Annotated in this window: 16 protein-coding genes and 3 pseudogenes; 14 read left to right on the forward strand and 5 right to left on the reverse strand. The window is 57.8% G+C overall.

Going from position 1 to position 24,054, the window contains the following annotated elements; genetic code table 11:
* The first annotated feature begins 54 nt into the window (after positions 1 to 54).
* The 5 genes and pseudogenes from AC07SU_RS10865 to AC07SU_RS10885 form a co-directional block, all read left to right on the forward strand.
* Positions 55 to 1,344, forward strand: coding sequence for a hypothetical protein (locus AC07SU_RS10865; protein ID WP_494997003.1), 1,290 nt, complete (start codon positions 55 to 57; stop codon positions 1,342 to 1,344).
* Between the two features lie 191 nt (positions 1,345 to 1,535).
* Positions 1,536 to 2,465, forward strand: a complete 930-nt coding sequence (catA, locus tag AC07SU_RS10870; RefSeq protein WP_101270295.1) for a catechol 1,2-dioxygenase — start codon at positions 1,536 to 1,538, stop codon at positions 2,463 to 2,465.
* A 149-nt stretch (positions 2,466 to 2,614) separates the two neighbouring features.
* Positions 2,615 to 2,866, forward strand: a complete 252-nt coding sequence (locus tag AC07SU_RS10875; RefSeq protein WP_101270298.1) for a Sec-independent protein translocase subunit TatA — start codon at positions 2,615 to 2,617, stop codon at positions 2,864 to 2,866.
* 790 nt (positions 2,867 to 3,656) lie between these two features.
* Positions 3,657 to 4,433: pseudogene (locus AC07SU_RS10880) on the forward strand (PDC sensor domain-containing protein); the annotation flags it as partial.
* A 330-nt stretch (positions 4,434 to 4,763) separates the two neighbouring features.
* Positions 4,764 to 5,291: pseudogene (locus AC07SU_RS10885) on the forward strand (methyl-accepting chemotaxis protein); the annotation flags it as partial.
* 401 nt (positions 5,292 to 5,692) lie between these two features.
* Here the strand turns inward: AC07SU_RS10885 and AC07SU_RS10890 are convergent.
* The 3 genes and pseudogenes from AC07SU_RS10890 to AC07SU_RS10900 form a co-directional block, all read right to left on the reverse strand.
* Positions 5,693 to 6,579 (reverse strand): annotated as a pseudogene (locus AC07SU_RS10890) (tyrosine-type recombinase/integrase); the annotation flags it as partial.
* A gap of 367 nt (positions 6,580 to 6,946) precedes the next feature.
* Positions 6,947 to 8,215, reverse strand: a complete 1,269-nt coding sequence (locus AC07SU_RS10895) for a tyrosine-type recombinase/integrase (RefSeq protein ID WP_101270302.1) — start codon at positions 8,213 to 8,215, stop codon at positions 6,947 to 6,949.
* Positions 8,216 to 8,368: 153 nt separating this feature from the next.
* Positions 8,369 to 9,283 carry a LysR family transcriptional regulator gene (locus AC07SU_RS10900; RefSeq protein WP_028616088.1) on the reverse strand — a complete coding sequence of 305 codons (915 nt, stop codon included), beginning with the start codon at positions 9,281 to 9,283 and terminating at the stop codon, positions 8,369 to 8,371.
* Between the two features lie 268 nt (positions 9,284 to 9,551).
* Between AC07SU_RS10900 and AC07SU_RS10905 the strand changes: the two genes are divergently transcribed.
* From AC07SU_RS10905 to pgm, 4 genes are all read left to right on the forward strand, one after another.
* Positions 9,552 to 10,574 (forward strand): zinc-dependent alcohol dehydrogenase family protein, encoded by a 1,023-nt coding sequence (locus tag AC07SU_RS10905; RefSeq protein ID WP_071483319.1) that lies wholly within the window; start codon positions 9,552 to 9,554, stop codon positions 10,572 to 10,574.
* Positions 10,575 to 11,289: 715 nt separating this feature from the next.
* The gene (locus AC07SU_RS10910; protein ID WP_494996991.1) at positions 11,290 to 12,726 is read left to right on the forward strand and encodes a hypothetical protein; all 1,437 of its coding nucleotides are present in this window, start codon (positions 11,290 to 11,292) and stop codon (positions 12,724 to 12,726) included.
* The gene (locus AC07SU_RS10915) at positions 12,723 to 14,129 is read left to right on the forward strand and encodes an aminotransferase-like domain-containing protein (RefSeq protein WP_494996992.1); all 1,407 of its coding nucleotides are present in this window, start codon (positions 12,723 to 12,725) and stop codon (positions 14,127 to 14,129) included. Before AC07SU_RS10910 ends, AC07SU_RS10915 begins: the two co-directional genes overlap by 4 nt.
* A gap of 105 nt (positions 14,130 to 14,234) precedes the next feature.
* Positions 14,235 to 15,878, forward strand: a complete 1,644-nt coding sequence (gene pgm, locus AC07SU_RS10920; protein WP_494996993.1) for a phosphoglucomutase (alpha-D-glucose-1,6-bisphosphate-dependent) — start codon at positions 14,235 to 14,237, stop codon at positions 15,876 to 15,878.
* 79 nt (positions 15,879 to 15,957) lie between these two features.
* Here pgm and AC07SU_RS10925 read toward each other — a convergent pair whose 3' ends face one another.
* Positions 15,958 to 16,653 (reverse strand): pirin family protein, encoded by a 696-nt coding sequence (locus AC07SU_RS10925; RefSeq protein WP_494996994.1) that lies wholly within the window; start codon positions 16,651 to 16,653, stop codon positions 15,958 to 15,960.
* 219 nt (positions 16,654 to 16,872) lie between these two features.
* Here AC07SU_RS10925 and AC07SU_RS10930 point away from each other — a divergent pair, with 219 nt between their 5' ends.
* A complete protein-coding gene (locus tag AC07SU_RS10930) occupies positions 16,873 to 19,323 on the forward strand; it encodes a UvrD-helicase domain-containing protein (RefSeq protein WP_494996995.1) in 2,451 nt (816 codons plus the stop codon).
* Positions 19,324 to 19,460: 137 nt separating this feature from the next.
* Here the strand turns inward: AC07SU_RS10930 and AC07SU_RS10935 are convergent, their stop codons facing one another.
* On the reverse strand, positions 19,461 to 19,733 hold the full coding sequence (locus AC07SU_RS10935) for a DUF1652 domain-containing protein (RefSeq protein ID WP_494996996.1): 273 nt from the start codon (positions 19,731 to 19,733) through the stop codon (positions 19,461 to 19,463).
* A gap of 257 nt (positions 19,734 to 19,990) precedes the next feature.
* On the opposite strand from AC07SU_RS10935, the gene AC07SU_RS10940 reads away from it, so the two are divergent.
* The 4 genes from AC07SU_RS10940 to AC07SU_RS10955 are packed head-to-tail and all read left to right on the forward strand — an operon-like array spanning position 19,991 to position 23,763.
* On the forward strand, positions 19,991 to 20,800 hold the full coding sequence (locus tag AC07SU_RS10940; RefSeq protein WP_494996997.1) for a helix-turn-helix transcriptional regulator: 810 nt from the start codon (positions 19,991 to 19,993) through the stop codon (positions 20,798 to 20,800).
* Between the two features lie 48 nt (positions 20,801 to 20,848).
* Entirely contained in the window at positions 20,849 to 22,255 is a 1,407-nt protein-coding gene (locus AC07SU_RS10945; protein ID WP_494996998.1) for an NAD(P)/FAD-dependent oxidoreductase, read from the forward strand.
* Between the two features lie 26 nt (positions 22,256 to 22,281).
* The gene (locus AC07SU_RS10950) at positions 22,282 to 22,623 is read left to right on the forward strand and encodes a cupin domain-containing protein (RefSeq protein ID WP_176998327.1); all 342 of its coding nucleotides are present in this window, start codon (positions 22,282 to 22,284) and stop codon (positions 22,621 to 22,623) included.
* A 60-nt stretch (positions 22,624 to 22,683) separates the two neighbouring features.
* Positions 22,684 to 23,763 (forward strand): polyamine ABC transporter substrate-binding protein, encoded by a 1,080-nt coding sequence (locus tag AC07SU_RS10955; RefSeq protein WP_494996999.1) that lies wholly within the window; start codon positions 22,684 to 22,686, stop codon positions 23,761 to 23,763.
* Positions 23,764 to 24,054 lie beyond the last annotated feature (291 nt).

Here is a 24,054-nt window from a genome sequence, read left to right on the forward strand (position 1 = left end):
TTGAGGGTAGTTATGAATACGTCTCTTCGAACCGTGTCAGTTAGTTTCTATTTTATGGCTTTTTCTCTGTGCTCTAGCGGCGTAGGCGCGTTGGAATTATATTCGGACGAAAGCTACGGGTTAAATGCCGATCTGGATGGCGGTATTGGAATTTATCATAGCCAACAAAATTATGCTCAGTCTGGAACTTTGAAGAAAGGGGGGGCTGATTGGCAAGAGGCATATTTTAAGTACGGATTATCCGGTTGGGTTTCTGCGGGCGAACAGAAGCAAAAAGTGTATGGTGCTTTAAACTGGGTTAGTAGTGCCACGTTCGGCCAAGGAGATGCTGCCGGATGGACTGATGGCACAGAGCGGACTACCAAAGTCGAAGACGCATATCTTGGCTGGAAATCGGGAAATTACTTTCCCGCGCTTGGGCTTGACGGAATTGATTTATCGTTTGGTCGGCAAAATATTGTTGTGGGCGATGGATTTCTTATTGGCGGTGACGCGCTGAACCTTGGCAAAGGGATCTCTAACGGAACTCTGAATCGTGGTGGTGCGTATTACATCACTCCACGTAAGGCGTTTGACCAGACCGCAGTCCTTCGGATCGGTGGGCGTGAAGGTTTGCGCAGTGATTTGATGTGGTTGAAGTCAGATAACCCTGCCCAAGCCAAAGCAGAGTCCTTCGTCGCCACGTTAGAAAACGTGGGTGAAAAAGGAACTGTCGGTTTCACATATATGGATGTATTGAATACCGATGATAAGTTTGATTTAATTCGTCGAAACGGAACTAAGACCTATACCGTTAGAGGCCAAGGTAGCTTAGGCCACCCAGATCTTTTTCTTTCTGGCGAATATGCATGGCAGGACCGCCCTGCTGGCAATGAAAGTGCGTGGTATCTTGAGGCAGGTTGGAAGTTCTCGGATGTATATGGTACACCTTCTGTAAATTATCGTTACAGCCGATTCTCTGAAGGTTACGATCCTTTCTTCTTTGGAAATATTCGCGGGCTTGGAACTTGGTTTCAGGGCGAAGTGGCTTCGAATTACGCAGGCCCATTTAACTCTAATACAAGAATTCATCAGGTTGCTCTTTCATTCATCCCCGTTGAGTCGCTCTCGCTGGGTGTGCTTCTATATAATTTCGATACATTAAGTAAGAGGGCTGGAACATTTTCTAACCTTGGCGGAAATGAGGTGGATATATATGCAAGTTGGCAGGCAACTAAAGAACTTACAGTGGTGCCTTTGTTGGGTATTTATAAGCCTGATGCTTCTGATTTAGAAGGTGGTTCTCAAATCGGTACTGATCGACGTAATATTTATAGTCAGGTTCTTTTTCTCACGCATTTTTAAGTTTTTTAAGGCGCAAGGCCCGTCCCTTTGAGGGATGTGCCTATGCGCTGCTTATATATTCTTCTTAGGGACCCTCAAGGCTATTGAGGTTGTACGGCTATACCAGCAAACCTCGTCGATTCTTGAAGGTGACCTCTAAGTCCGACTTTCTTAATTTTTCTGTTTTAAGAGTTACAAGAGGAGGATAAAAAATGGCCGTTATGATTTCACATACCAGCAATGCTCAGAAATTTCTTGAGGACGCTAGCGGCCTCACCAACAGTGCCGGCAACCCACGAGTCAAAACTCTGATTCACCGAATTCTGTGCGACTCCGTGAAAATTATCGAAGACCTTTCGGTAACTCCTGAGGAGTTTTGGAGAGCGGTTAACTACCTCAACGTTCTTGGCGTTCGTCAAGAGGCCGGTCTTTTGGTTGCAGGACTCGGTGTTGAGCATTACCTGGACCTCCTCATGGATGCTGAAGATAAGCTGGCGGGTAAGTCCGGCGGCACTCCTCGGACCATTGAAGGTCCGCTCTACGTCGCAGGTGCGCCGCTCTCGGATTTTGAGGCACGATTAGACGACGGTACCGATCTAGGTGTTGTGCTATTCATGCAAGGCCAAGTTAGAAATACCTCCGGCGAACCATTGGCAGGTGCGGTAGTTGACGTTTGGCACGCTAATACCCTCGGCACATATTCTTACTTTGATACTACTCAATCGGAGTTCAACCTTCGTCGCCGCATCGTTACCGATGCCAACGGCCGTTACCGTTTTCGTAGTATCGTTCCTTCGGGCTATGGCTGCCCCCCAGATGGCCCTACGCAGCAATTGCTGGACCAGTTGGGTCGTCATGGCCAGCGCCCGGCGCACGTGCACTTTTTCATCTCGGCGCCCGATCATCGCCATCTGACCACGCAAATCAATTTGGATGGCGATCGGTATCTGCATGACGATTTCGCCTACGCCACCCGTGATGAACTGATCGCGAAGATCATTTTTACCGATGATCCTGAGCGCGCTGCAGCGTATGGCATTACTGGCCGCTTCGCTGAGATCGATTTCGACTTTACGCTTCAATTATCCGATCAACCTAAAGAACAGCAACGTCACGAGCGAGTTCGCGCGCTCGAGGGGTGAAGTCTTTGAATGCAGGGAGGCGATACGTCTCTCAACGATATATGCATTGCTTCCTATCCCGTTGTTCTTGCCACCAAATGGCTTCGTGACCTAGGCGCAAAAAAGCGAATTTCGCTTCTTCAAGATTTTTACCGAGAGAGGCTTTACCCATGGGAGTTTTTGATTGGAAACACTGGCTAGTAATCCTAGCTGTAGTGATTTTGATTTTTGGGACAAAGAAGATAAAAGGTTTGGGCGGAGACATTGGCGAAGCCATAAAGGGTTTTCGCAAATCAATGACTGACGACGAGAGTAACGAATGTTCGACGGCCTCTCAAAACGCTACGCTCGAGCAGTCTCACACCATCGACGTCAAGTCTCAAAAGGTTGGGGAACATTTTCGTAGCGATGTTCGGCCCTAGATTCCTGTATTGAATCTAGGCGACTCACCTAGCACACCTAGGGCGATCTGCTGAATATTGTAGGCGAACATCGCCAGCACCACCGTCGAGCCGCTGGCCAGAACTAACTAACCATGCGAAGTAACGGCGTAAAGACCAGCGGCAGTCATGAGTCAACAGTTCAAAATCACCAAGTCGGTCTCGTTAAATCGCGAGACCGGCCGGTGTAATGACATCACCTATAAGAAGTCAGTGGCCCAGGCCACCTGATGGTCAACTGGCCGCTGTTCACTCACGAGATACTCCGATGATCGACGCACTCTCCATCCGCTTGAAAATCATCCTGCTGTCCGGCTTGTGCCTCATGGGGGTGATCGGTTTGATCGTCTACATGAACCTCTATCAAGGCGACCAGAACAACCGATTGATCAGTGCTTCGAGTAGTAAGATGCTGACCGACAGCGGTGAGAGTCTGCTGCAGGCCAAGGCCGGCGAACAGGCTAGAAACTTCGAGCATGTCTTCGGTAACAGCTTGCTGCTTATCTCTGCTCTGGCCGACCAGGTGAACAACTTGCGTAACATGGCCAGCCAGCGTGGGTTGCCGGCCGCTACATTGCGTGAGGAACTGAACCATAGCGTCAAGATAACATTCGAGCACAATCCGCAGATTCTTGGGTTCTGGCTGGTGTACGAACCGAATGCGCTGGACGGTAAAGACAGCGAGTTCGTTAACGACGCAGCGCGCGCCTCCAACGAAAGCGGACGCTTTAGCAGCGCCTGGAATCGGGGTGGCGGCCAATCGATGAGCTTGATGATTACAGAGATCGATCTGCAGAATACCGAGCTGAGCATTAGCGGCACCGCAAACAACAGTTGGTACACCTGCCCCCGAGACACGTGGCGCACGTGCCTGACGGCGCCTTACGCCGTCAACCTGGACGGGCAAGCCCAAGTGATGACTACGCTGTCTATGCCGTTGATTGCCGATGGCAAGGTGATCGGCACCCTGGGCGTAGACCTCGCACTCGGCGCCCTACAAGCGGCCGCAAGCGATGCTCAGCGTACCCTGTTCGAAGGCTCTGGAAGCATGCTGATTGTATCCGGCAGTGGTGTACTCGCAGCCTACAGCAAGGACGCAGGTCAGGTCGGCAAACCTGTCAGCATCACTATGGGCGAGGACGGCAAGGCGATACTCGCAGCATTGACGCAAAAAAAACCGCTGGTGCTGGCACAGAATGATTTGATCCGCGCCGTCTACCCCGTCTCCCCAATCCCCGATGCGCCGGCTTGGGGGGTGGTGATTGATTTGCCCAAACAAGTATTGCTGGCCGACTCGGTAGCGCTTCAGACCTTGCTTGATCAGACCCAAACCCGCGACACCCTGAAGTCGCTGCTCGTGGCCATAGGCGCAGGCCTGTTGGGCCTGCTGCTCATCGGGTTCACCGCCTCCGGGGTGACGCGCCCGATCAACAGTGTCGCGCAGATGCTCAAGGCGATTGCCAGTGGCGACGGCGATGTGACCCAGCGCCTGCACTACCGCAAGAAAGATGAACTGGGCGAGCTCGTGAACTGGTTCAACCGTTTCCTCGACAAACTGCAGCCCACCGTCGCGCAGATCAAGCAGAGCATTACCGATGCGCGCGGTACCGCCGACCAGTCTTCGGAAATCGCGCGGCTGACCAGTGAAGGGATGCAGGTGCAATTTCGCGAGATCGACCAACTGGCAACTGCGTCCAACGAAATGAGCGCCACTGCGCATGAAGTCGCCCACAGCGCCTCGAGTGCCGCCCAGGCAGCGCGCGGTGCCGACCAGGCGTCCAGGGAAGGCATCACCCTCATTGAGCGCAGCACCCAGGACATTAATGCGTTGGCCCGCGAGGTCAGTAAGGCCGTGACGGAAGTCGAAGCCCTGGCGGTCAACAGCGAGAAGATCGGTTCGGTGCTGGAAGTGATCCGCAGTATTGCCGAGCAAACGAACCTGCTGGCACTCAACGCCGCGATCGAAGCGGCGCGCGCCGGGGAAAGTGGCCGGGGTTTTGCGGTGGTGGCCGATGAAGTACGCAACTTGGCCAAGCGCACCCAGAATTCCGTCGAAGAAATCCGCATGGTCATCGAACGCATCCAAACCTGCACGCGGGGCGTGGTGGCGACCATGCATTCCAGCCAGACGCTCGCCCAGGACAACGCCGGGCAGATCCATCAGGCCGCGCAGGCGCTTGGCAAGATCAGCGACGCGGTAACGGTGATCAGCGACATGAACCTGCAGATTGCAAGCGCGGCAGAGGAGCAAAGTGCAGTAGCCGAAGAGGTCAATCGCAACGTTTCGACCATCCGCGGTGTGACCGAGACCCTGACTGAACAGGCCGCCGAATCGGCGCAGATCAGCAGTCAGCTCAACGCACGGGCCAATCAACAGATGAAGCTGATGGATCAGTTTCGCGTATAACACGCGGCGGTATAGCGGCGCGTGACGCGTGGGACGGTAACTAGGCAGCAGCTCATGTTACTAAGCTGCGAAATGGCTGAGATGGCAGGACTCCCATCGGACTGCGACATTGTCAATTGAGAGATGCTCGGCCTGGGGTGGACATCATCCTTCGCCGACGACCCCTTTCCGTCCGGCTGGCAATGGGGCGAAGAAAATGGCATAGCCCGGAATCACGCGTTCTTCGCCCTTGATACTCTCCAAAAACAAATCCAGAATTAAGTCTTTTCCTGCTATGTCAGCAAAAGAAACCTCTAGATCTTAATGAGCCGGATGCTAGGTACGAGTTTCGTTTCGCGGCCCACACTCAAAGTATCTCCTCATTTGGGTGTTCAAATCCCTCCAAGTTCATCCTGGTCGATCAAGATGTCGATGAGCTTCTCGCCCAACAGGTTCCAAGCAGCTTTTTCTCTGCAGCATAACCATGGTCTAAGTAGTGGCGACGGACTCGGGAACCTGCCAGCACGTGGTTCTGGCACCGATCTAATACATCAAGGCTTATCCCCGAGGCTTGCACCATGGTTGCCCAGTTCGTCTCAAGTCATGAGCGGGCCATTCGCCATTCAAACCAGCGGACAGCACCAAGGTGTCATCATGTCGGCGACGTGCTAGCGGCTTGCGATTCTTAAAGCGTGATTGTCGGTCTCCAACCTGTTTGCTGATGACCTTGAGATCAACATGCCCGTCATGATGCTTTGCGGGGAAGCACCATTGAGAATGTCCTGTCAGCTGCCGAAGCTTGATGAAATAGTGAGTTGTAAACGCAGATAGGAACACGTGGTGGTCTGCTTCTTTCTCCGGCTGCCTTTGACATTCGCAACGGGTATAAACCAAACGCCATATTCCAGATGGATGTTTTTCCATTCTGTCTGAAGCAGCTCCCCGATCCGGCACAGCGTTCCCAGGCAGATGCAAAGCGCAAGTTGGGGCTCTAGTTTGAGTGGGCGAATCCCATTGTACTTTGCGCCGGCAGGTAGTGCTGCTGAAGCTCGATAGAGGAGAGGATCCGAGTTCGCTTCTCCTAGTAGTCAATGGGTACAAGCTTATGGATTTCTACCAAGTCTGCTGGGTTTCAGTCAGTCAGTAGTGTTCGCCATAGTTGCCGTTTCTGGGCCCATCCAAACATCTGAACGATATCCGAAAAGAGGCTCATGGCCTGACGAGTTGGATCTCGAGCCATTACGGATCGTACCAAGTTCCGCAGGTCATGTTCGCTAACTGAGCTGATGACTTTTAAACCAAGGGCGGGGGGCTCCAGAACATCTGCTTACGGTCTACCAGCCCGAAGAGTTGCCTGCGTTGGTCGATATTCGTCGGTTTTGAGTTGACTGGTGAGCGGGGGAGTTGGGTACGTCTTTTCGGGTGGCTTGTACCCTGTTGATCCTGTGAAAATGACACCAGCTTGATAATAGTTCGTCCATTGGCTTTGGGTAGAAGCTAACAGCCTTGCTTAGAATTATCCCTTTTTTCGTTCTTGAAACACCCCAAAAACAAGTCCAGAATTGATTCTTTTTCTGCTCCGGGTGGAAAAGAAACCCCTTAGATTTCAATGGGGCGGATACCAGATGCGAGTCTCGTTTCCAGCTTCAATCTACTGATTTTTATTCGCTGTATCGTCAATCTGTGGTAACTCGCGCAGCGTTTTGCCGCAACTGATCTAAATAGTCAGCCCATTGTTGAGCCGCTGCCCGCCGTTGTACCAGCAGTTGGGCGCGCGCGTATACAGCCCCTAGCGCCCCCGGCATCCGGTGGGATAACGACAGTTCGAGCACAATTGGATCAATCCCCAAGTGCTCGTGGGCAATGGTTCTGTAGGTTGCGCGAAAGCCGTGGGCTGTGATGTCATACTCTGGCCAGATGCGCTGAAAGGACTTGAGCATGGAGGTCGGATTTATGGGGCGACCCGGATAGACTGGCGAGATGAACACCCAGCCTTTGCCTTCTTCATCCACCACGCGGGTTTTATGTAGCTCGCGTAACAGAACCAAGGCTTGCTCAGGCAACGGCACGATGTGTTTGCTCTTGTCCAGGTGCTTGGTCTTGCTCACCACATAACGCCAATCGGCACCCACCAAGTCGACATCTTCCCAGCGCATCTGCACCAGTTCGCCTGGTCGGACCGGCAACATAATCAGCAGGCGCATCGCGGAGGCAACGCTGCCGTCGTTGCAGTCATCCAGACGCAGGAGAAACCTGCCTAGGTCGGCTGGCCTTTCGATCGCCGGATTGCTGGTGACGACATGCCGTATCTTCAATTCCTCAGTGTTGCTGAGCGCTACGTTGCGTTCAACCCAGCCGCGCCCTTCAGCAAATCCCAGGACGGCACGGATGATGGTGCGCACGCGCCGGGCCATCGCCATTGTGCGCTGGCGGCGCAGTTCGGTAATGATCGTGGTGATGTGCTCCAGCTTGATTTCGGTGACCGGTTTTTTACCAATGGCAGGCAAGATGTGGTTGTTCAGCGCTCCGCTAAACCCTGAGATGGATTTAGTCACCAGTTCGGCAGATTTGAATGCCAACCATTGCTTGGCTACATACTCGAAGGTGCGCACCTCGTTGAGGAGTTGCGCCTCGATTTTGGCAGTCTTAGCTTTGAGCGGAGCGGTGTGGTTAGCCACGTCACGGCGTGCACCGCGGGCAATGTCCCTTGCTTCTTTCAAGCCTATTTCGGGGTAAGCGCCGATTGAGAAGCGGTTTTCCTTGCCATGCAGCCGATATTTCAAGCGCCAGAACTTGGAAGGGGATTTGCCGACATTGCTCGACGCCCTTACCTCCAAGTAGAGGCCAGGAACTTCGCCATCGGCGTGTTTGCCGGGTTCGGTCAGCGAGCGGATCAAGGCATCGCTGAGTTTTCGTTTCAAAACAACCGCATTATCAGGGGGCATCGGTGGGGGCATCCTTTTTAAGGAACCGAAATTTGCCCCCAATTATGCCCCCATGAGTCGTGGATTTCATTGGATTTGGACAGGCGGCAATGGACCGAAATTACCAATAAGCACCTGTTATAAGACAGTTTTATGGAATTTACTGGAACTCCATTACAAGCTATCGGGGTCCCCAAAAAACATCTGAATCCGCGACCGCAACCACCGTTCCCCCGGATCGTTATCCTGCGACCCACGCCACGCCATGTGCAGTTCAAACGAGCGCACCGGCAACGGCGGATCTTCCGCCCGCAACCCACCTGCCGACGTCAGCGCCTCAGCCGCGTAATCCGGCACAGTCGCCAGAATATCGGTGCCCGCCAACAACGTCCCCAATCCATTGAATTGCGGCACGGCCAACACCACGTGGCGTTTGCGGTCGAGTTTCTCCAGTTCTTCGTCAATAAAACCACTCAAGTCGCCGGCAAACGACACCAGCGCGTGCGGGCGGGCGCAGAAGTCGTCCAGGCTCAGGGAGCCTGGCACGCTGTCGGCGCGCAGCAGTTTGGGCAGGCTGCGGCGCAGGACTTTGCGTTTGGCGTTGGCCGGCAGGTCGGCGGTGTAGCTGACGCCGATGGAGATTTCGCCGGAGGCCAACAGGCCCGGCATCAGGATGTAGTTGACGCGGCGCACCACCAGCACGATGCCGGGGGCTTCTGCGCGCAGGCGCTTGAGCAGTTGGGGCAGCAGGGCGAACTCGACGTCGTCGGACAGGCCGATGCGGAATACGGCGGTGCTGGTGGCCGGGTCGAACTCGGCGGCGCGGCTGACGGCGGTGGAGATCGAGTCCAGGGCCGGGGAGAGCAGGGCGAAGATTTCCACGGCGCGGGCCGAGGGTTCCATGCTGCGGCCGGTGCGTACAAACAGCGGGTCATCGAACAGCCCACGCAGGCGCGACAAGGCCGCGCTGATGGCCGGCTGGCCGAGGAAGAGTTTCTCGGCAGCGCGGGTCACACTGCGCTCATGCATCAAGGTTTCGAATACGATCAAGAGGTTAAGGTCGACACGACGCAGGTCGTTACGGTTCATCTTGTGTCCTGGAAGAGTCAGCAAACTTGACGTGAGCGGCCATCCTGGAACCCTTCAGATTCCATTTAGAAGCATGACCGGCATGAATCTTACGGGTAAAGACTGGTACTCTGCACCGGCTAATTGAGTTTTCCTACGATTGTTGAGGTCTATTCCTCAGTTGCGGAATCAATGACAGGCATGTCGACTATTAACGGCGACCGGTGGTCTTACCCGGAAAGCCCAGATAGAGTTCATGGCATTAGAGGTTACTTTGACGAGGTTTGCGATGTCCCGCACGATCCGTTTTCACAAGTTTGGTCCGGCCGAGGTGCTCAAGTGCGAAGAGCATGTAGCCGCGCAGCCCGCACCGGGCGAAGTGCAGGTGCGTGTCGACGCGATTGGCATCAGCTGGTACGACATTCTCTGGCGCCAGAACCTGGCGTCTTCCCATGCGCGCCTGCCTTCAGGGCTTGGCCATGAGATGGCCGGGGTTGTAGTTGCCCTGGGCGATGGCGTGGATGACTTGGCAGTGGGCGATAAAGTGGCCAGTTTTCCGGCCGAGAGCCCCAATGATTACCCGGTGTATGGCGAGCAGATCGTTTTGCCGCGCTCGGCCCTGACCCGTTACCCGGATGTCTTGAGCCCGATTGAAGCCAGCGTGCACTACACGCCGCTGCTGATTGCCTACTTTGCCTACGTGGACTTGGCGCGGGTCAAGCCTGGCCAGTTCGCCCTGGTGACCGACGCCAGCCATTGTGCCGGCCCGTCTTTTGTACAGCTGGGCAAGGCGCTGGGTGTGCGGGTGATTGCTGCGACCAAAGACAGCGCTGAGCGTGAATACCTGCTGTCGTTGGGCGCAGAAAAGGTCATCGTGACCGAAGAGCAGGACTTGCTGATGCAAATCAACAAGTTCACCGACAATCGCGGCGTCGACGTGGTGTTCGATGGCCTGGGCGGCCCGCAGATGTCGTTGCTGGGTGATGTGTTGGCCCCACGTGGCAGCCTGGTGCTGTATGGCCTGCAGGGTGGCAACCAGACGCCATTCCCGGCATGCGCAGCGTTCCAGAAGAACATTCAGTTCTTTGTGCACTGCATCGGCAATTTCACCGGCAAACCGGAGTTGGGCATCATCCAGGATCAGGTTGCCCTGCAACGGGCCTTGCGCGATATCAACCAATTGACCGCTGACCGTGTGCTGGTGCCGCTGAAAACCACGGTGTTTCCGTTCAACCAGTTCGTGGAAGCGCACCGCTACATGGATGAATGCCCGTGCCGTGAGCGAGTCGCGTTGCAGGTTGAAGCTGTTTGAAGCGTAGGAATATTCTTAAACGAGTATTTCAATCCCCGGGCGTATGGGGCAAATACGCCATTTGAGAAGGCTTAAGCTGCGTAATGCATGAGGTGCGCAGCCACGGCAGTCTCCTGTAAACGATACCTTTCCCCCTGACGCCGCCCTGAATTCCAGTGCGGCGTCTTTGTCTGTGCGTTTTACGCACGTTGCCTGTTGTCAATCTGAACTGGTTTTCGATCAGGTTCTGTGTCTGTTAATCATAATTGCAACCTTGATAATTGTGCTGTCACTTTCATCTCAAGGACTGAGTAATGAATGAAACCATGCTTGTAGTGCAGGTGCCTCCTGCAACTAACAGTTCGGCATTTCTACGGGCCCGGGGAAGCGGGTATTTCCACGGCGGATCTCAACTTATAAGCGCGCGAAGAGAAAAGGTCGGCGTGATTTATTTGTGGGAAAGTTCTTTTAGTTCTGGTTTTAGTGGAGTAGGAGGTTGTCGGAAACCTCCTAGGAGTGCCGCTGCGGGCCGTCGATAGGCCGCCTGCGCAGCGCCTTTGCCGCAGCAGGCTTCCATGATAGGGGCAGCACGCAGTCCATGCGTTGTTGTTACAGGGTGCTAGTGTCTTTTTACCCAGGCACTTTATGGCGAGCGGCATTCAAAAAACGCAATAGGTCGAGCGAACACGATTGTTCAGTGGCTCGTAACTTATATTTAAATTCAGGTATTAGAACAATGAGCGCTATTCACGAACAGGCCATGACGTATGTTTATCAACAAGTTCTTCAACGTTTGATCGGGCATTTCAGCCGCGCGGAACGTACGGCACTTCAATTGTTGATCCAGCGTATCGTCGTGGCCGCCGGTGGCATGGAACAAGTGGGTGACTACAAGGTGCTGGTCGCCCATGGCGGCGGCGAAGTCAGCAGCTACACCCTGGCGCTATTGCGCGCCGCACAATTGACTATCGCCGGGCGTGCGCCCAGGACGTTTCATCTGCGGGTCGCCACGTTACGCCATGCCGGTATGACTCAGGACACCCTCGACACTCTTCATCGGGGTTACGGCCGGCTATTTTTCCATGACGATCCCAGGGTCGAACTGCTGATGGTGGACCATGGGGAAGTGCTGCCTTTCAACCACCTGCGTCCTGCATCGGCGCCCGGGCGCGAAACCAGCCAGCGTAACCGGCTGATGGTAGGGCACCTGACTTCCGGGGATATCCGCGCAACGTTATGCAATGACACGTATCTGGCCTTGGGCGACTTTTATCAGCGCGTGACCAGCTGGAACGGGGGCGTACACGCCGTGGTCAGCGGTGATTCCGTACGCAAGCAAAGCCAATTTCTCGCTTGGCTGAAAAAGTCCGCACAAGGCGCAGGCCTCACGATCCCCAGGAGCCCGCCCGCATCGCTCAATGGGCTGTATGCGCGCATGGATGAATGGAGCCAGGGGTATTACCGCGAGTTGTACGGCGAGCACTATGTCGAGCGAGAGGACGCCGCAAAGGGTGGGCATCGTCATCTGGCCTACATCGGCATTGCTGACTTGCTGGAGGATATCGCCCAGCCGGGAAGTACGTTGCTCACGGAGTTCATGGCTTACGTTGTCGACCCCCTGGGCTTTCATTTCAGTAATCCGACGTATGCCAATCCCTTGTTGATGGCCCATCTGCGCGGCTTGCAGGCCGAATGCCTGAGGGACTTGGACTATGAAGCGGGTGCTGAAGGCTTCGTCATTCAAGCGGCGAACGCCATGCGTCAACGGCAGATCCCGGAAGAGCTGCTGGCTCAAGCTGCGACACGGGAGGGGCGGCTGATGTCTTCTGCCTACGCCCTGCAGTTTTTTGGCGTGGAGGAGGGGCCGTTGATCTGCCTGTTGTGCTCGCCGTTTATCCATCATGGCGAACGCCTGGAAGGCTATTTGCGCCAGTGCCACCCAGGCATGCTGGTGGCGTTGCCAGAATTGCACAAGGTGCTCCAAGGCAAGCCGGCTGCCGACATGCTGCAGCAATGGGTCATCGACACCAGTGGATTGCCGCTGAACCTGCTTCAGCACCTTTACCGCAAGCGCCCGTTGCCCCTTGCCGCGGGCCGTTCCACAAGTAGCCCTCGCCAGGCGCACCCGACGCCAGCATACGATGCGCAGGCCTTTCAGCTGTCCGGACGATGATGCTGCGAGGCACGCGGCAGACCGATTTCGCCTATCAGGCGGTCTACCGCTACATGATCAATCTGATCAACGAGGTCAGCACGGATACACGGGTGAAACTGCCGTCGTTGCGGCAGTTGTCCGGGCGCCTGAATGTGTCGATTTCGACCATTCAATATGCGTATTCGCTGCTTGAAAAAGAAGGGCGGGTCTATTCGGTGGCCAAATCGGGCTACTACGCCTGGCCACTGGCAGGCAGCCCGGCGCCGTGTTCCGGAGGCGACGTGCTCGAAAGGCTCTACATTGCGGCCCGTCGCCCAGGCATGGTGGTGCTCAGTGGCGACGAGCCCACCTTGCTGGCATCCCTGGATGCGACCTTGCTGCGATTGGAGCGTGAACTGGTGCGCCAGTACCCGCGCGAGTTGCAGCCCTGGTCCCAGCCTTGTGGCGTGTGGGAGTTACGAGCGGCAGTGGCGGCCCGCTACACCACCTCGCCCATTCGCTGCTGGCACGCCGACGACGTTTACATCGGTGCCGATCTTCGAAGTGTGCTGGATATTCTGGTCGAGACCTTGAGGTTGCGAGGCGCCACGGTGATTGTCGAGTCGCCGTGTGACTGGTTGATACTGCGACTCCTGCAAGATGCCGGGGTGCGTATCATCGAGTTGCCTTGGGCCACCGATGGGCGCCTCGACCTGGCACTGCTCGAAGGGCTGCTGCGCGATGAGCCCGTGCAACTGGTGCTGCTGTCGTCCTCCGTCAGCCTGCCATCGGGCGGCGTATTGCAACCCCGTGACCGTCTGGAGGTGGCACAGTTACTGGATCAATATGGTTGTTGGCTGCTGGAGAACGATACGTGCGGTGAGTTGAGCTTCAAGTCGTCCCAGAGCGCGTTGCGCGACCTGGTCAACCCGGAGCGGCTGATTGTATTTTCCTCGTTCGAGAAGATACTCGGCCCAGAAGCGCCATACGGCTACCTGCTGTCCCGGTGCATGAGCAATGAATTGCAGCGCCAGTTCCTGTTTCGCGGGTTCCGGTTGTCCTCCATTCGCCAGCGTGCGGTCGCTCGCCTTTATCACAGCGGGCGAATCGACCAGCATTTGCGCAACCTGCGCCATTTGCTGCGCGAGCAGGCCGGGGCGGTCAGCCAGCGACTGGACGAGCACCTCGGGCAGCAAGTGACCTATCGTATGCCGGCGGGCGGCGCCACATTCTGGTTGGGTGCGACCCAGGCCGTGGACATGCGCCAGGTGTTCCAGTCCATGCTCGCCCAGCAAATCGTGGTGGTGCCCGGCGAGCTGTTCAGCCTTTCAGGCCTGCATCACCAGCAACTGCGCATCAGCCATACCTTTCAGGGGCATCCCAACCTGGACATGGCCCTGGTTGCCCTGAGCGATGCCCTGCGCCAGGCTCAGGTGGGTTGAGCGCGTGAAATTTCTCTTATTGATGTAGGATCGATACCGTCGCGCGGTAGTCCAACTCTCAGTAAACTGTCACTTTTTCCGAATCCTTCTTCTTGAGGTTTATGCATGACAATCAGTCCTTTTGCGGGCAAGCCGGCGCCAGCCCAGTTGCTGGTGGATATCCCGCGACTGGTCACGGCCTATTACACGGGCCAGCCTGATGCAGCGATCTCCACCCAGCGCGTGGCCTTTGGCACGTCCGGGCACCGCGGCAGCTCGTTCGAGCTGAGCTTCAACGAATGGCATGTGCTCGCCATCAGCCAGGCCATCTGCCTGTACCGCGAAGCCCAGGGCATCAACGGCCCGTTGTTTGTCGGCCTGGACACCCACGCGCTGTCCACGCCTGCCGGTGCCAGCGCCCTGGAAGTGCTGGCTGCCAACGGTGTGCACGTGATGTTGGCCGAAGGCGATGAGTACACGCCGACTCCGGCCATTTCCCACGCCATCATCTGCTACAACCGTGGCCGCACTACCGGCCTGGCGGACGGCATCGTGATCACGCCTTCGCACAACCCGCCGCAAAGTGGCGGCTACAAGTACAACCCGCCCAATGGCGGCCCGGCCGACACCCACGTCACCAAGTGGATCGAAGCCAAAGCCAACGAGTTGCTGGCCAACAAACTCGCCGGGGTCAAGCGCATCACCCACGCGCAGGCGCTCAAGGCCGACACCACCCATCGTCACGACTACCTCAACAGCTATGTCGCCGACCTGGTCAACGTGATCGACATGGACGCCATCCGCAGTGCCGACCTGCGCCTGGGTGTAGACCCACTGGGCGGAGCAGGGGTGCGCTACTGGTCCGCGATTGCTGAGCACTACCGCTTGAACCTGGACGTGGTGAACACTGAAGTTGACTCGACGTTCCGCTTCATGAGCGTCGACTGGGATGGCCAGATCCGTATGGACCCGTCCTCCAGCTACGCCATGCAGGGCTTGATCGGCCTGAAGGAACGCTTTGACGTGGCCTTCGCCTGCGACCCGGACCACGACCGCCATGGCATCGTGACCCCGTCCGGTGGCCTGTTGGCGCCGAACAACTACCTGGCCGTGTCCATCGACTACCTGTTCCAGAACCGCCCTGACTGGCGCACTGACGCCGCCGTGGGCAAGACGGTGGTCAGCAGCGGCCTGATCGACCGCGTGGCCGCACGCATTGGTCGTCGCCTGTACGAAGTGCCGGTGGGTTTCAAATGGTTTGCCGACGGCCTGTTTGAAGGCTCGCTGGGCTTTGGCGGTGAAGAAAGCGCCGGCGCTTCGTTCCTGCGCAAGGACGGCAGCGTCTGGAGCACCGACAAGGATGGCCTGATTCCTGCGCTGTTGGCGGCGGAAATGACTTCGCGCAAAGGGCAGGACCCGAGCCAGATCTACCGTGGCCTGACCGACGCCCTGGGTGAGCCGTTCGCCATTCGTGTGGATGCCAAGGCAACACCGGCGCAGAAGGCCCTGCTGGGCAAGCTGTCGCCAGAGCAGGTCACCTCCACGCAATTGGCCGGGGAAAGCATCCAGCAGATCCTCAGCCACGCGCCGGGCAACAACCAGGCGATCGGCGGCTTGAAAGTGATGACCGAAAACGGCTGGTTTGCCGCAAGGCCATCGGGCACCGAGGACATCTACAAGATCTATGCCGAGAGCTTTATTGGCGAAGACCACCTCAAGCAACTGGTGGAAGAGGCGCAGGTGTTGGTAGATGGGGCCATCAGCCAATAAATAATCCTGTGTAGGAGCCGGCTTGCTGGCGATGGCGGTCGCAAGATCGCTATCGCCGGCAAGCCGGCTCCTACAGGTTTCAGGCGAGATCGACCAACACGATTTCGCTGTCCTCAATCGCCGTCACCCGCAATACGCGCTCATCCTCTGCTGCAACCCCGTCTCGAGCTTGTGCGCGTAAGCCATTGACTTCAATCACGCCCGTTGCCGGCACCAGATACGCACGACGCCCTGCGTCCAGCGCATACTCGGCACTTTCCCCAGCCTTCAAGTTGGCCGCTACCAGCCGTGCATCGGCCCGAATGCGCAGGCTTTCGCTGTCCCCGGATTTTCCGCTGGCCAATGTTACAAAGCCCTCGCGATCACCCTTTGGAAACGGCTTGGCGCCCCAGGAAGGCGGCAGGCCGGCTTCATTCGGGATGATCCAGATCTGAAAAATCTCTGTCGGCGTGGTCTCCAGGTTGTATTCGCTGTGGGCAATGCCGGTGCCGGCGCTCATCACCTGCACGTCGCCGGCCTCGGTGCGGCCTGTGTTGCCCAGGTTGTCCGCATGGCTAATCGCGCCTTTACGCACATAGGTGATGATTTCCATGTCGCGGTGCGGATGCTGCGGGAAGCCGGTGCCAGGAGCAATGATGTCGTCGTTCCACACCCGCAGGTTGCCCCAGTGCATACGCTTGGGGTCATGGTATTCGGCGAACGAAAAATGGTGATGGGCGTCAAGCCAGCCATGGTGGGCGCCGCCCAGGGAGTTGAAAGGTCGCAGTTCAAGCATGATCGTCTCCAGTTGATGGCATCTATGATCCAACAGCCCTAGATCGATAAAAAGCGTAAAAACTTCCGTGTTCCTATCAGTTCTCTCGATTGGTTGCTGGCGTTTTGACTTTCACTTCATCGCCTAACCTCATGACAGCAAAGCAATTGGCTGGAACTGCGCGCAGTTTCCGGCGACCATGGCGCACTCTTCAAAACCAAGCTCATCGCAGGAGTCCGCGTGCCGCAACAACAGCCTGATCTGCCCCCTGAACTGCGCCCTCTGGCCGAAATGCCCCTGTTCAAGCGGCTGGCCGCGCGCCTGTTTGGCCATGGCCTGACGCGCTTGAGGGCGCAGCACCGCTTTTCGTGGCTGCACGGGCAGGCCGATGGGTTCCGCAGTGGGCACGAAGCCGGTGTGGAATATGGTTACCGCGAAGGCAAGGCCGACGGCATCGAGGAAGGGCGCCAAGTCCTGCTGATCCGTGACTTTCGCCCCGAGGAGCACCGTGCCCCCGGCGTTGACGACAGCCTGTTCGATGACTGGCGCCTACCGCTGACCGCCGAGATCAAGAAGCGTATCAAGGCTGACGTGGCGCGCCTGCTGCCGGCCCATGCCCAGCCCAGTGCCGCGCAGTGGAAGATGATCTTCAGCGACACGCCCTCAACGTCCGTGATTGCCGGCGCAGGTGCCGGCAAGTCCACCTCGCTGGTGCTGCGCATCCTGTTGCTGACCCACTACCTGGGGTTTGAGCTGAGCTCGATGACCGTGGTGACCTTCACCCGTGAGTCACGCAAGGACTTCATCAACAAGCTCATGGAAATTCTCAGCCTGTGGGGCCAACCCCTTGGCATGAAAGAAGCCCAAGCCGTGGTGCGTACCTTTCACTCGCGGATCCTGCCCATGGTGCGCAGCCTGCCGGGCTTTGAGCGGTTGCAGGCCTTTGAAACCCTCAGCGCCGGTTTCGAGGACGCCGACAGCAACCCGTTCGACCTGCGCATCAGCGATGCCCAGCGCCAACAGATGAACGCCTGTTATCACCGGCTGCATGGTCAGCATGCCCGCTTTCGCGAGCTGATTGCGCCGCTGGCGCGCCATGGCCTGCAGCTCAAGGAGCTGGAGCGCGACCACCCGGACGTGCAAAAGCGCATGGCGGTGACCGAACTGGCCGCCAAGCGTGATGAAGAACTCTGCGATGTGATCGAAGACCTGTGGTTCAGGGCCGGCGCCTGGCCGATCAAAGGCATTGAACCCAGCCGCCAGACCGTCGAAATCAATGGCGCGCAGTTCCACTGCCACGGCTATATCCCTGAGCTGGACGCCTGGGTGGTGCTGGGCTTCGATTCCCGCGAAAACGCCCAGATCAGCCGCCCCAACTCGAAACTGTCGGTGCGTGCAGAGTGGGCGGTCAAGCGCACTTTATTTCAAGCTTTCTGCCGTAAGCCTTTGATATGGTTGGATAGTTATGAGTCTTCAAAGCGGCTGTTAAGCAGCCTGGCCGGTGACGCTACGGCAGGGCCTGGCTTCGATTACAAGGTCAAGGGCGAGCTGGCCTCGGCGCCGCTGCTGGACAGCTTTGTGATGGCGGCCGGCTTTATCGAGAACCTCGGCCTGGACGTGCCCAGCGCTGTCGGCCAGATGAGCTTTGCCAAGGATGACCCCGACCGATTCTTCTTCGAGGCCCTGAGCATTTTCTGGAAAGCCCTGGAAGACCACTTGCTCGACCAGTCGCCGCCGATCATGACGTATAACCGCATGTTTTCGCTGTTTGGTGAAAACACCCCGGAAAACCTCAAGCTGCTCAGCGACCCGCTATTACGGCCGATGTCCCACTTGATGATTGACGAGTTCCAGGACGTGTCCCCGCAGATCGTCTCGTGGATTCGCGCCAGCCTGCGGGAAATCCGCAGCCGTGGCCCGGCCATGCACGTAGGCCGCGGGGCGCAACGCTCTTCGTTGCTGTGTGTGGGGGACGACTGGCAGTCGATCTACGGCTGGCGTGGCAGTTCGCCCAAGTACTTCATGGAGTTCAACAAGGAATTCCCGTCGCCAAGCACCACCCGCGTGATGCTCAGCGAGAACTACCGCAGCCACCAGCACATCATCGACGCTGCCGAGCATATCGTGCGGGCTGCGCCGGCGATCCCCGGCAAAAAAGCCAAGGCCAGTGGCGAACCCAGGGCATTGGTGCCGGTCGCCGTGCTGGAGCGGGATGATGCCGCGTTGGGGCGGCGGTTGCTCGCGCACTATGAACGGGGCGATTCAGTGTTAATGCTATATCGAAAAAGCAGCGATAAGTTATTGATAGAGGAGCATATTCAGTCTGTGGTTAATGTGGATTCTAGCTTGCCGGTCGGGTCCCGCCGGCTCAAGCAACTGACCTATCACAGCGCCAAGGGCTTGCAGGCGGACGCGGTGTTCCTGTTGGGCGATTGCCAGCACGTCACCAGCTCGCCGTACAAGAACCAGGTCTACCGCATGGCAGGCCTGGGCAAGGACGGTGACAGCGAACCCTACGACAATGCGCAAAAAGACGAAGTGCTGCGCCTGGCCTACGTCGGCATTACCCGGGCGGTGAGCCACTGCTATTGGTATGTAGAAAAGCCGGAAGGCCAGGGCGTGAATGTGCCCCGTGCATCGGAGCGGGTCGACGGCAAAAAAGCCTTCTTCGACGATCAACGCAGCCAGTAAACCGAACGCGATCCACCTGTGGGAGCGGGCTTGCCCGCGAAGGCGGTCGATCAGTCACCGAATGCATCTACTGACACGCCGCCTTCGCGAGCAAGCCCGCTCCCACGTTTAGAAATTAGTCATCCGATAAGTCTGAGTCACGCCCACAAAGACTGCGGCGGAATAAACGACTCCAGCTCATCCTCCACCGCCTCGATGATGCGCTCCACATCGGCGGCATTCATCACGGTGGCACAGGGAATGCCGGCGATGGCGATCAACGTCTCGCCACTGGCGCGGTCGAACAAACGCGCAACCATACTGCCGGGGGCGTCCATGCTCCCCTCGAAGCCCATCGGATGAAAATGCCAGCGCATCAACTGGCAGGCGTTGGGGAACGTCACTTTGTTCATGTTGCCCACCTTGTTCATTGAGCGCTTCCTTTAGCTCGCGGCAGGGGGCCATGACCTTCACTGGTCGTGGCGTCGAAGACCCTCAAAGTAGCATTCGTTCGCAACACTGCGGTGACTTTTTTTGCCCCGTTCGGCGGTTCTTTCCCATGATTTTGACGTGGGTCATGTCCTACCCAAAACTAGGCAAAAGGCCATTAGTCAGAAGTGCCAAATGGCCATTGAAGGCCCCGGTAAAATTCGGCAATCTCCAGGGTTTACCCGCCGCAGAGCTATCCATGCCCGACATCGCACGAGACGATGCTTGCCAGAACACCCAAGCCACCGGCGACCTGGTGTTACGCCACAGCCTGTGCTGGCGCCATCGCGACCTGGATGGGGTGATGTCCTACTACCATCCGGACATCCAGTACCACGATTTCTTCCAGAACCGTGTAGTGGGTTACGCCGAGTTGCGTGAGTACCTGCAAGCCAGCATGCCCCGTGGCGCGGATGAGGCGATCGAACACATCGACCGTATCCGTGCCGACGGCGATACCGCGTTTATCCAGTACCGCATCACCTTGCGCGGCGGCCAAGGGTTGGTGTCGTTCCGCACCAGCGAAGCCATCACCGTGCGCGACGGGCTGATCTGGCGGGTCAATGAATACGCGTCCCTGGTGCATGAGCAACCCACCCAGGCCCTGCGCCCCACGGTCAGCCGCCTGGGCCTATCGCCCCAGCAATTGGGGCACATGGCCAACGACCTGCAGCATTATTTCCAACAACAGCAACCTTACCTGGACCCGGAGCTGGACCTGCAGCGGGTGGCGAAGGAGTGTGGCTACAGCCGCAATCAAATTTCCTACCTGCTGAATCAGGTGTTGGGGCAAAGCTTCTACCGCTACGTCAACCAGGCCCGGCTCCAGCATTTGCTCGCTGCCCTGGATAAAGCCGCGCCACCGATCAAGGTCGATGACCTGGCGTTTGCAGCCGGTTTCAATTCACTGTCGGCGTTCTACAGCGCGTTTCGCCAGCACACGGGCCAGTCGCCCAAGGCCTACGTCAAACAAATTTCTTTGCGTGCACGCGCGCAAGACAGCCCCTGACACCGCGCTCTAGCATCCCCCTATCGAAACGAGGTAGGGGAGCTTGGCATGCCGGCATGGCGCAATATCAGTTTATGGATGGACCAGTTGGACGACCCGCTGGTGGCGCGGCCGTCCCTTGAGCATGACCTGGACGTCAACGTGGCCATTATCGGCGCCGGCTACACCGGGCTGTGGACCGCCTATTACCTGAAGCGTCAGGCCCCCGAACTGAAGATTGCGATCATCGAGGCACAGACTGCCGGATTCGGCGCGTCCGGGCGCAACGGCGGCTGGTTGATGGGCAACCTGCTGGGGGAGGATCGTCTGCTGGCCGGTCTTTCCCCGCAACAGCGCCGCGCCTCGTTTGACCTGCTGCACGGCATTCCCGATGAAGTCGCCCAAGTGCTGGCCCGCGAAGGCATCGAGTGTGACTACCGTAAAGGCGGCGCCCTGTACTGCGCCGCACGCTACCCGGAACAGGAAGGCAGCCTGCGGCGTTACCTGGACAAGCTCCACGCCCAAGGCCTCACCGAAGACGATTATCGCTGGCTCAGCCCGCAACAATTGGCCGAACAGATCCGCATCGCCAAGCCCTATGGCGGTATCTATGCACCCCATGTCGCGACCATCCACCCGGCCAAGCTGGTGCGCGGCCTTGCGCGGGCAGTGGAGCGCATGGGTGTGACGATCTACGAAAACAGCCCGGTGACCCACTGGCAGTCCGGCAGCCTGCGCACCGCCAAGGCGGGTGTACGCGCCGCCTGGGTGGTGCCGGCGGTCGAGGGGTACGCCAATACATTGCCGCCATTGGGGCGCTATCAGTTACCGGTGCAGAGCCTGATCGTCGCCACCGAGCCGCTGCCCGCCAGCACCTGGGATGAAATCGGCCTGAACCACGGCCAGGCGTTCGGCGAGAGCAGTCGGCAGGTCACCTACGGCCAGCGTTCGGCCGACAACCGCCTGGTGTTTGGTGCTCGTGGCGGCTATCAGTTCGCCGGCAAGTTGCGCCATAACTTCGACCTGACCGACAGCGAAGTCGAACTGCGTCGCTACCTGTTCGGCGAACTTTTCCCACAGCTCAAAAAGGTGCGGATTACCCACTCGTGGGGCGGCAACCTGGGCATGTCACGCAATTTCCGACCGCACATGCTGTGCGACCACAAGACCGGCATCGCAGTGTCTGGGGGTTATGGCGGGGAGGGCGTCGGCGCGACCAACCTGGGTGGGCGCACCCTGGCCGACCTGATCCTCGGCCTGGACACGCCGCTGACCCATCAGCCGTGGGTCATCCGCGAGCGTGGCCTGGAGGCGCTCAAGGCCTGGGAGCCGGAGCCGTGCCGCTGGCTGGGTTACAACGCGATCATTCGCAGTTTTGTCCATGAAGACCAGGTGTTGGCCAACCCCAACACGGCCCCGTGGCGCCGCAAGCTGGCGACCGGCGTGGCCGGGTTCATGGAAGGGTTCATGCATTAAGTTGTTTCACTCACACGGAAAAACCCATGAGCATCACTCAATTCAAAGACACGCTGAACGCCCACTTACCCGACTCGTCACCGGTAGCCGTGCCCTTGGGCGAGCCCATCGCCGTGGCCTCGACCTTGAGCGTTGAGCGCAGCGACGGCGTCGAAACCGGCATCTGGGAATGCACCCCGGGCGTCTGGCGTCGGCAGATCAAATCCCAGGAGTTTTGCCACTTTATCCAGGGCCGCTGCACCTTCACCCCTGACAACGGTGAAATTGTTCACATAGAAGCCGGCGACGCACTGATGTTGCCGGCCAACAGCACCGGGATCTGGGACATCCAGGAAACCGTGCGCAAGACCTACGTATTGATCCTGTAACGCTTTGATCCTTGATCGCCTGCCATAAAAACAGCCCTAAAACCGCCAGGAAATCGAACCATGAAAGCCATTGCCCTGTTGCCCTTGATGTTGGTGGCCTCTATCAGCCAGGCCGCCGAGACGGTGAAGATCTACAACTGGTCGGACTACATCGCGCCGGACACCACGAAGAACTTCCAGAAAGAAACCGGTATCGCCTTTACCTACGACGTGTACGACAGCAACGAAACCCTCGACGGCAAGTTGATGACCGGTAAATCCGGGTATGACGTGGTGTTTCCGTCCAACCACTTCATGGCCCGGCAGATCCAGGGTGGCGCGCTGAAAAAGCTCGACAAGAGCCAGTTGCCCAACTGGAAGAACCTCAACCCGGTGTTGCTCAAGGCCCTGGAAAACAACGACCCGGGCAATGCCCACGGTTTCCCCTACCTGTGGGGCAGCACCGGCATCGGCTACAACATCGACAAGGTCAAGGCAGTACTGGGCGACAACGCGCCGGTGGACTCCTGGGACCTGATCTTCAAGCCCGAGAACATGGCCAAATTGCAGAAGTGCGGCGTGGCGATCCTCGACAACGGCCCGGAGCTGCTGCCAGCCGCGCTGAACTACCTGGGCTTGCCGCACCACAGCAAGAAGGCCGAGGACTACAAGAAAGCCGAAGACCTGCTGATGAAAGTGCGGCCTTACGTGGCGTACTTCCACTCCTCGAAGTACACCGCTGACCTGGCCAATGGCGACATCTGTGTGGCTGTGGGCTTCTCCGGCGACATCCTGCAGGCTGAAAGCCGCGCCAAGGAAGCCAAGAACGGCGTGAACATCGGCTACAACATTCCCAAGGAAGGCGCCGCGATCTGGTTCGACATGGTCGCCATGCCCGCCGACGCCCCCGACGAAAAAGCCGGCTACGCGTTCATGAACTACCTGCTGCGCCCGGAAGTCATGGCCAGCATCACCAACTACGTGCACTACGCCAACGGCAACGCCGCCGCCGACAGCCTGGTAGACCCGGCCATCAAGGCCGACACCAAGGTGTACCCGAGCCCGGACATGATGGGCAAGCTGTTCGCGCTGGAAGCCATGCCGCTGAACATCGACCGGATCCGTACACGGGTGTGGAACACCATCCGTACCGGCCGCTGAGGTCTAATCGTTCCCGCACCTTGCATGGAAACAATGGGGCGACACAAATCCCGTAGGAGCCCGGCTTGCCGGCGATAGCGTCCACAAGATCGCCATCGCCGGCAAGCCGGACTCCTACAGGTGGTGGGGTATCAGACGCTATCCAGCCCATCCCCCACGATTGAACAGACAGCGAATCAGCTACCCATGGAAACGACCTGGCCACACACACAATCCGTAGGAGCCCGGCTTGCCGGCGATAGCGCCCGCAAGACCGCCATCGTCGGCAAGCCGGACTCCTACAGGTGGTGG

This window comes from Pseudomonas sp. GW821-FHT05H12, from assembly GCF_059419385.1.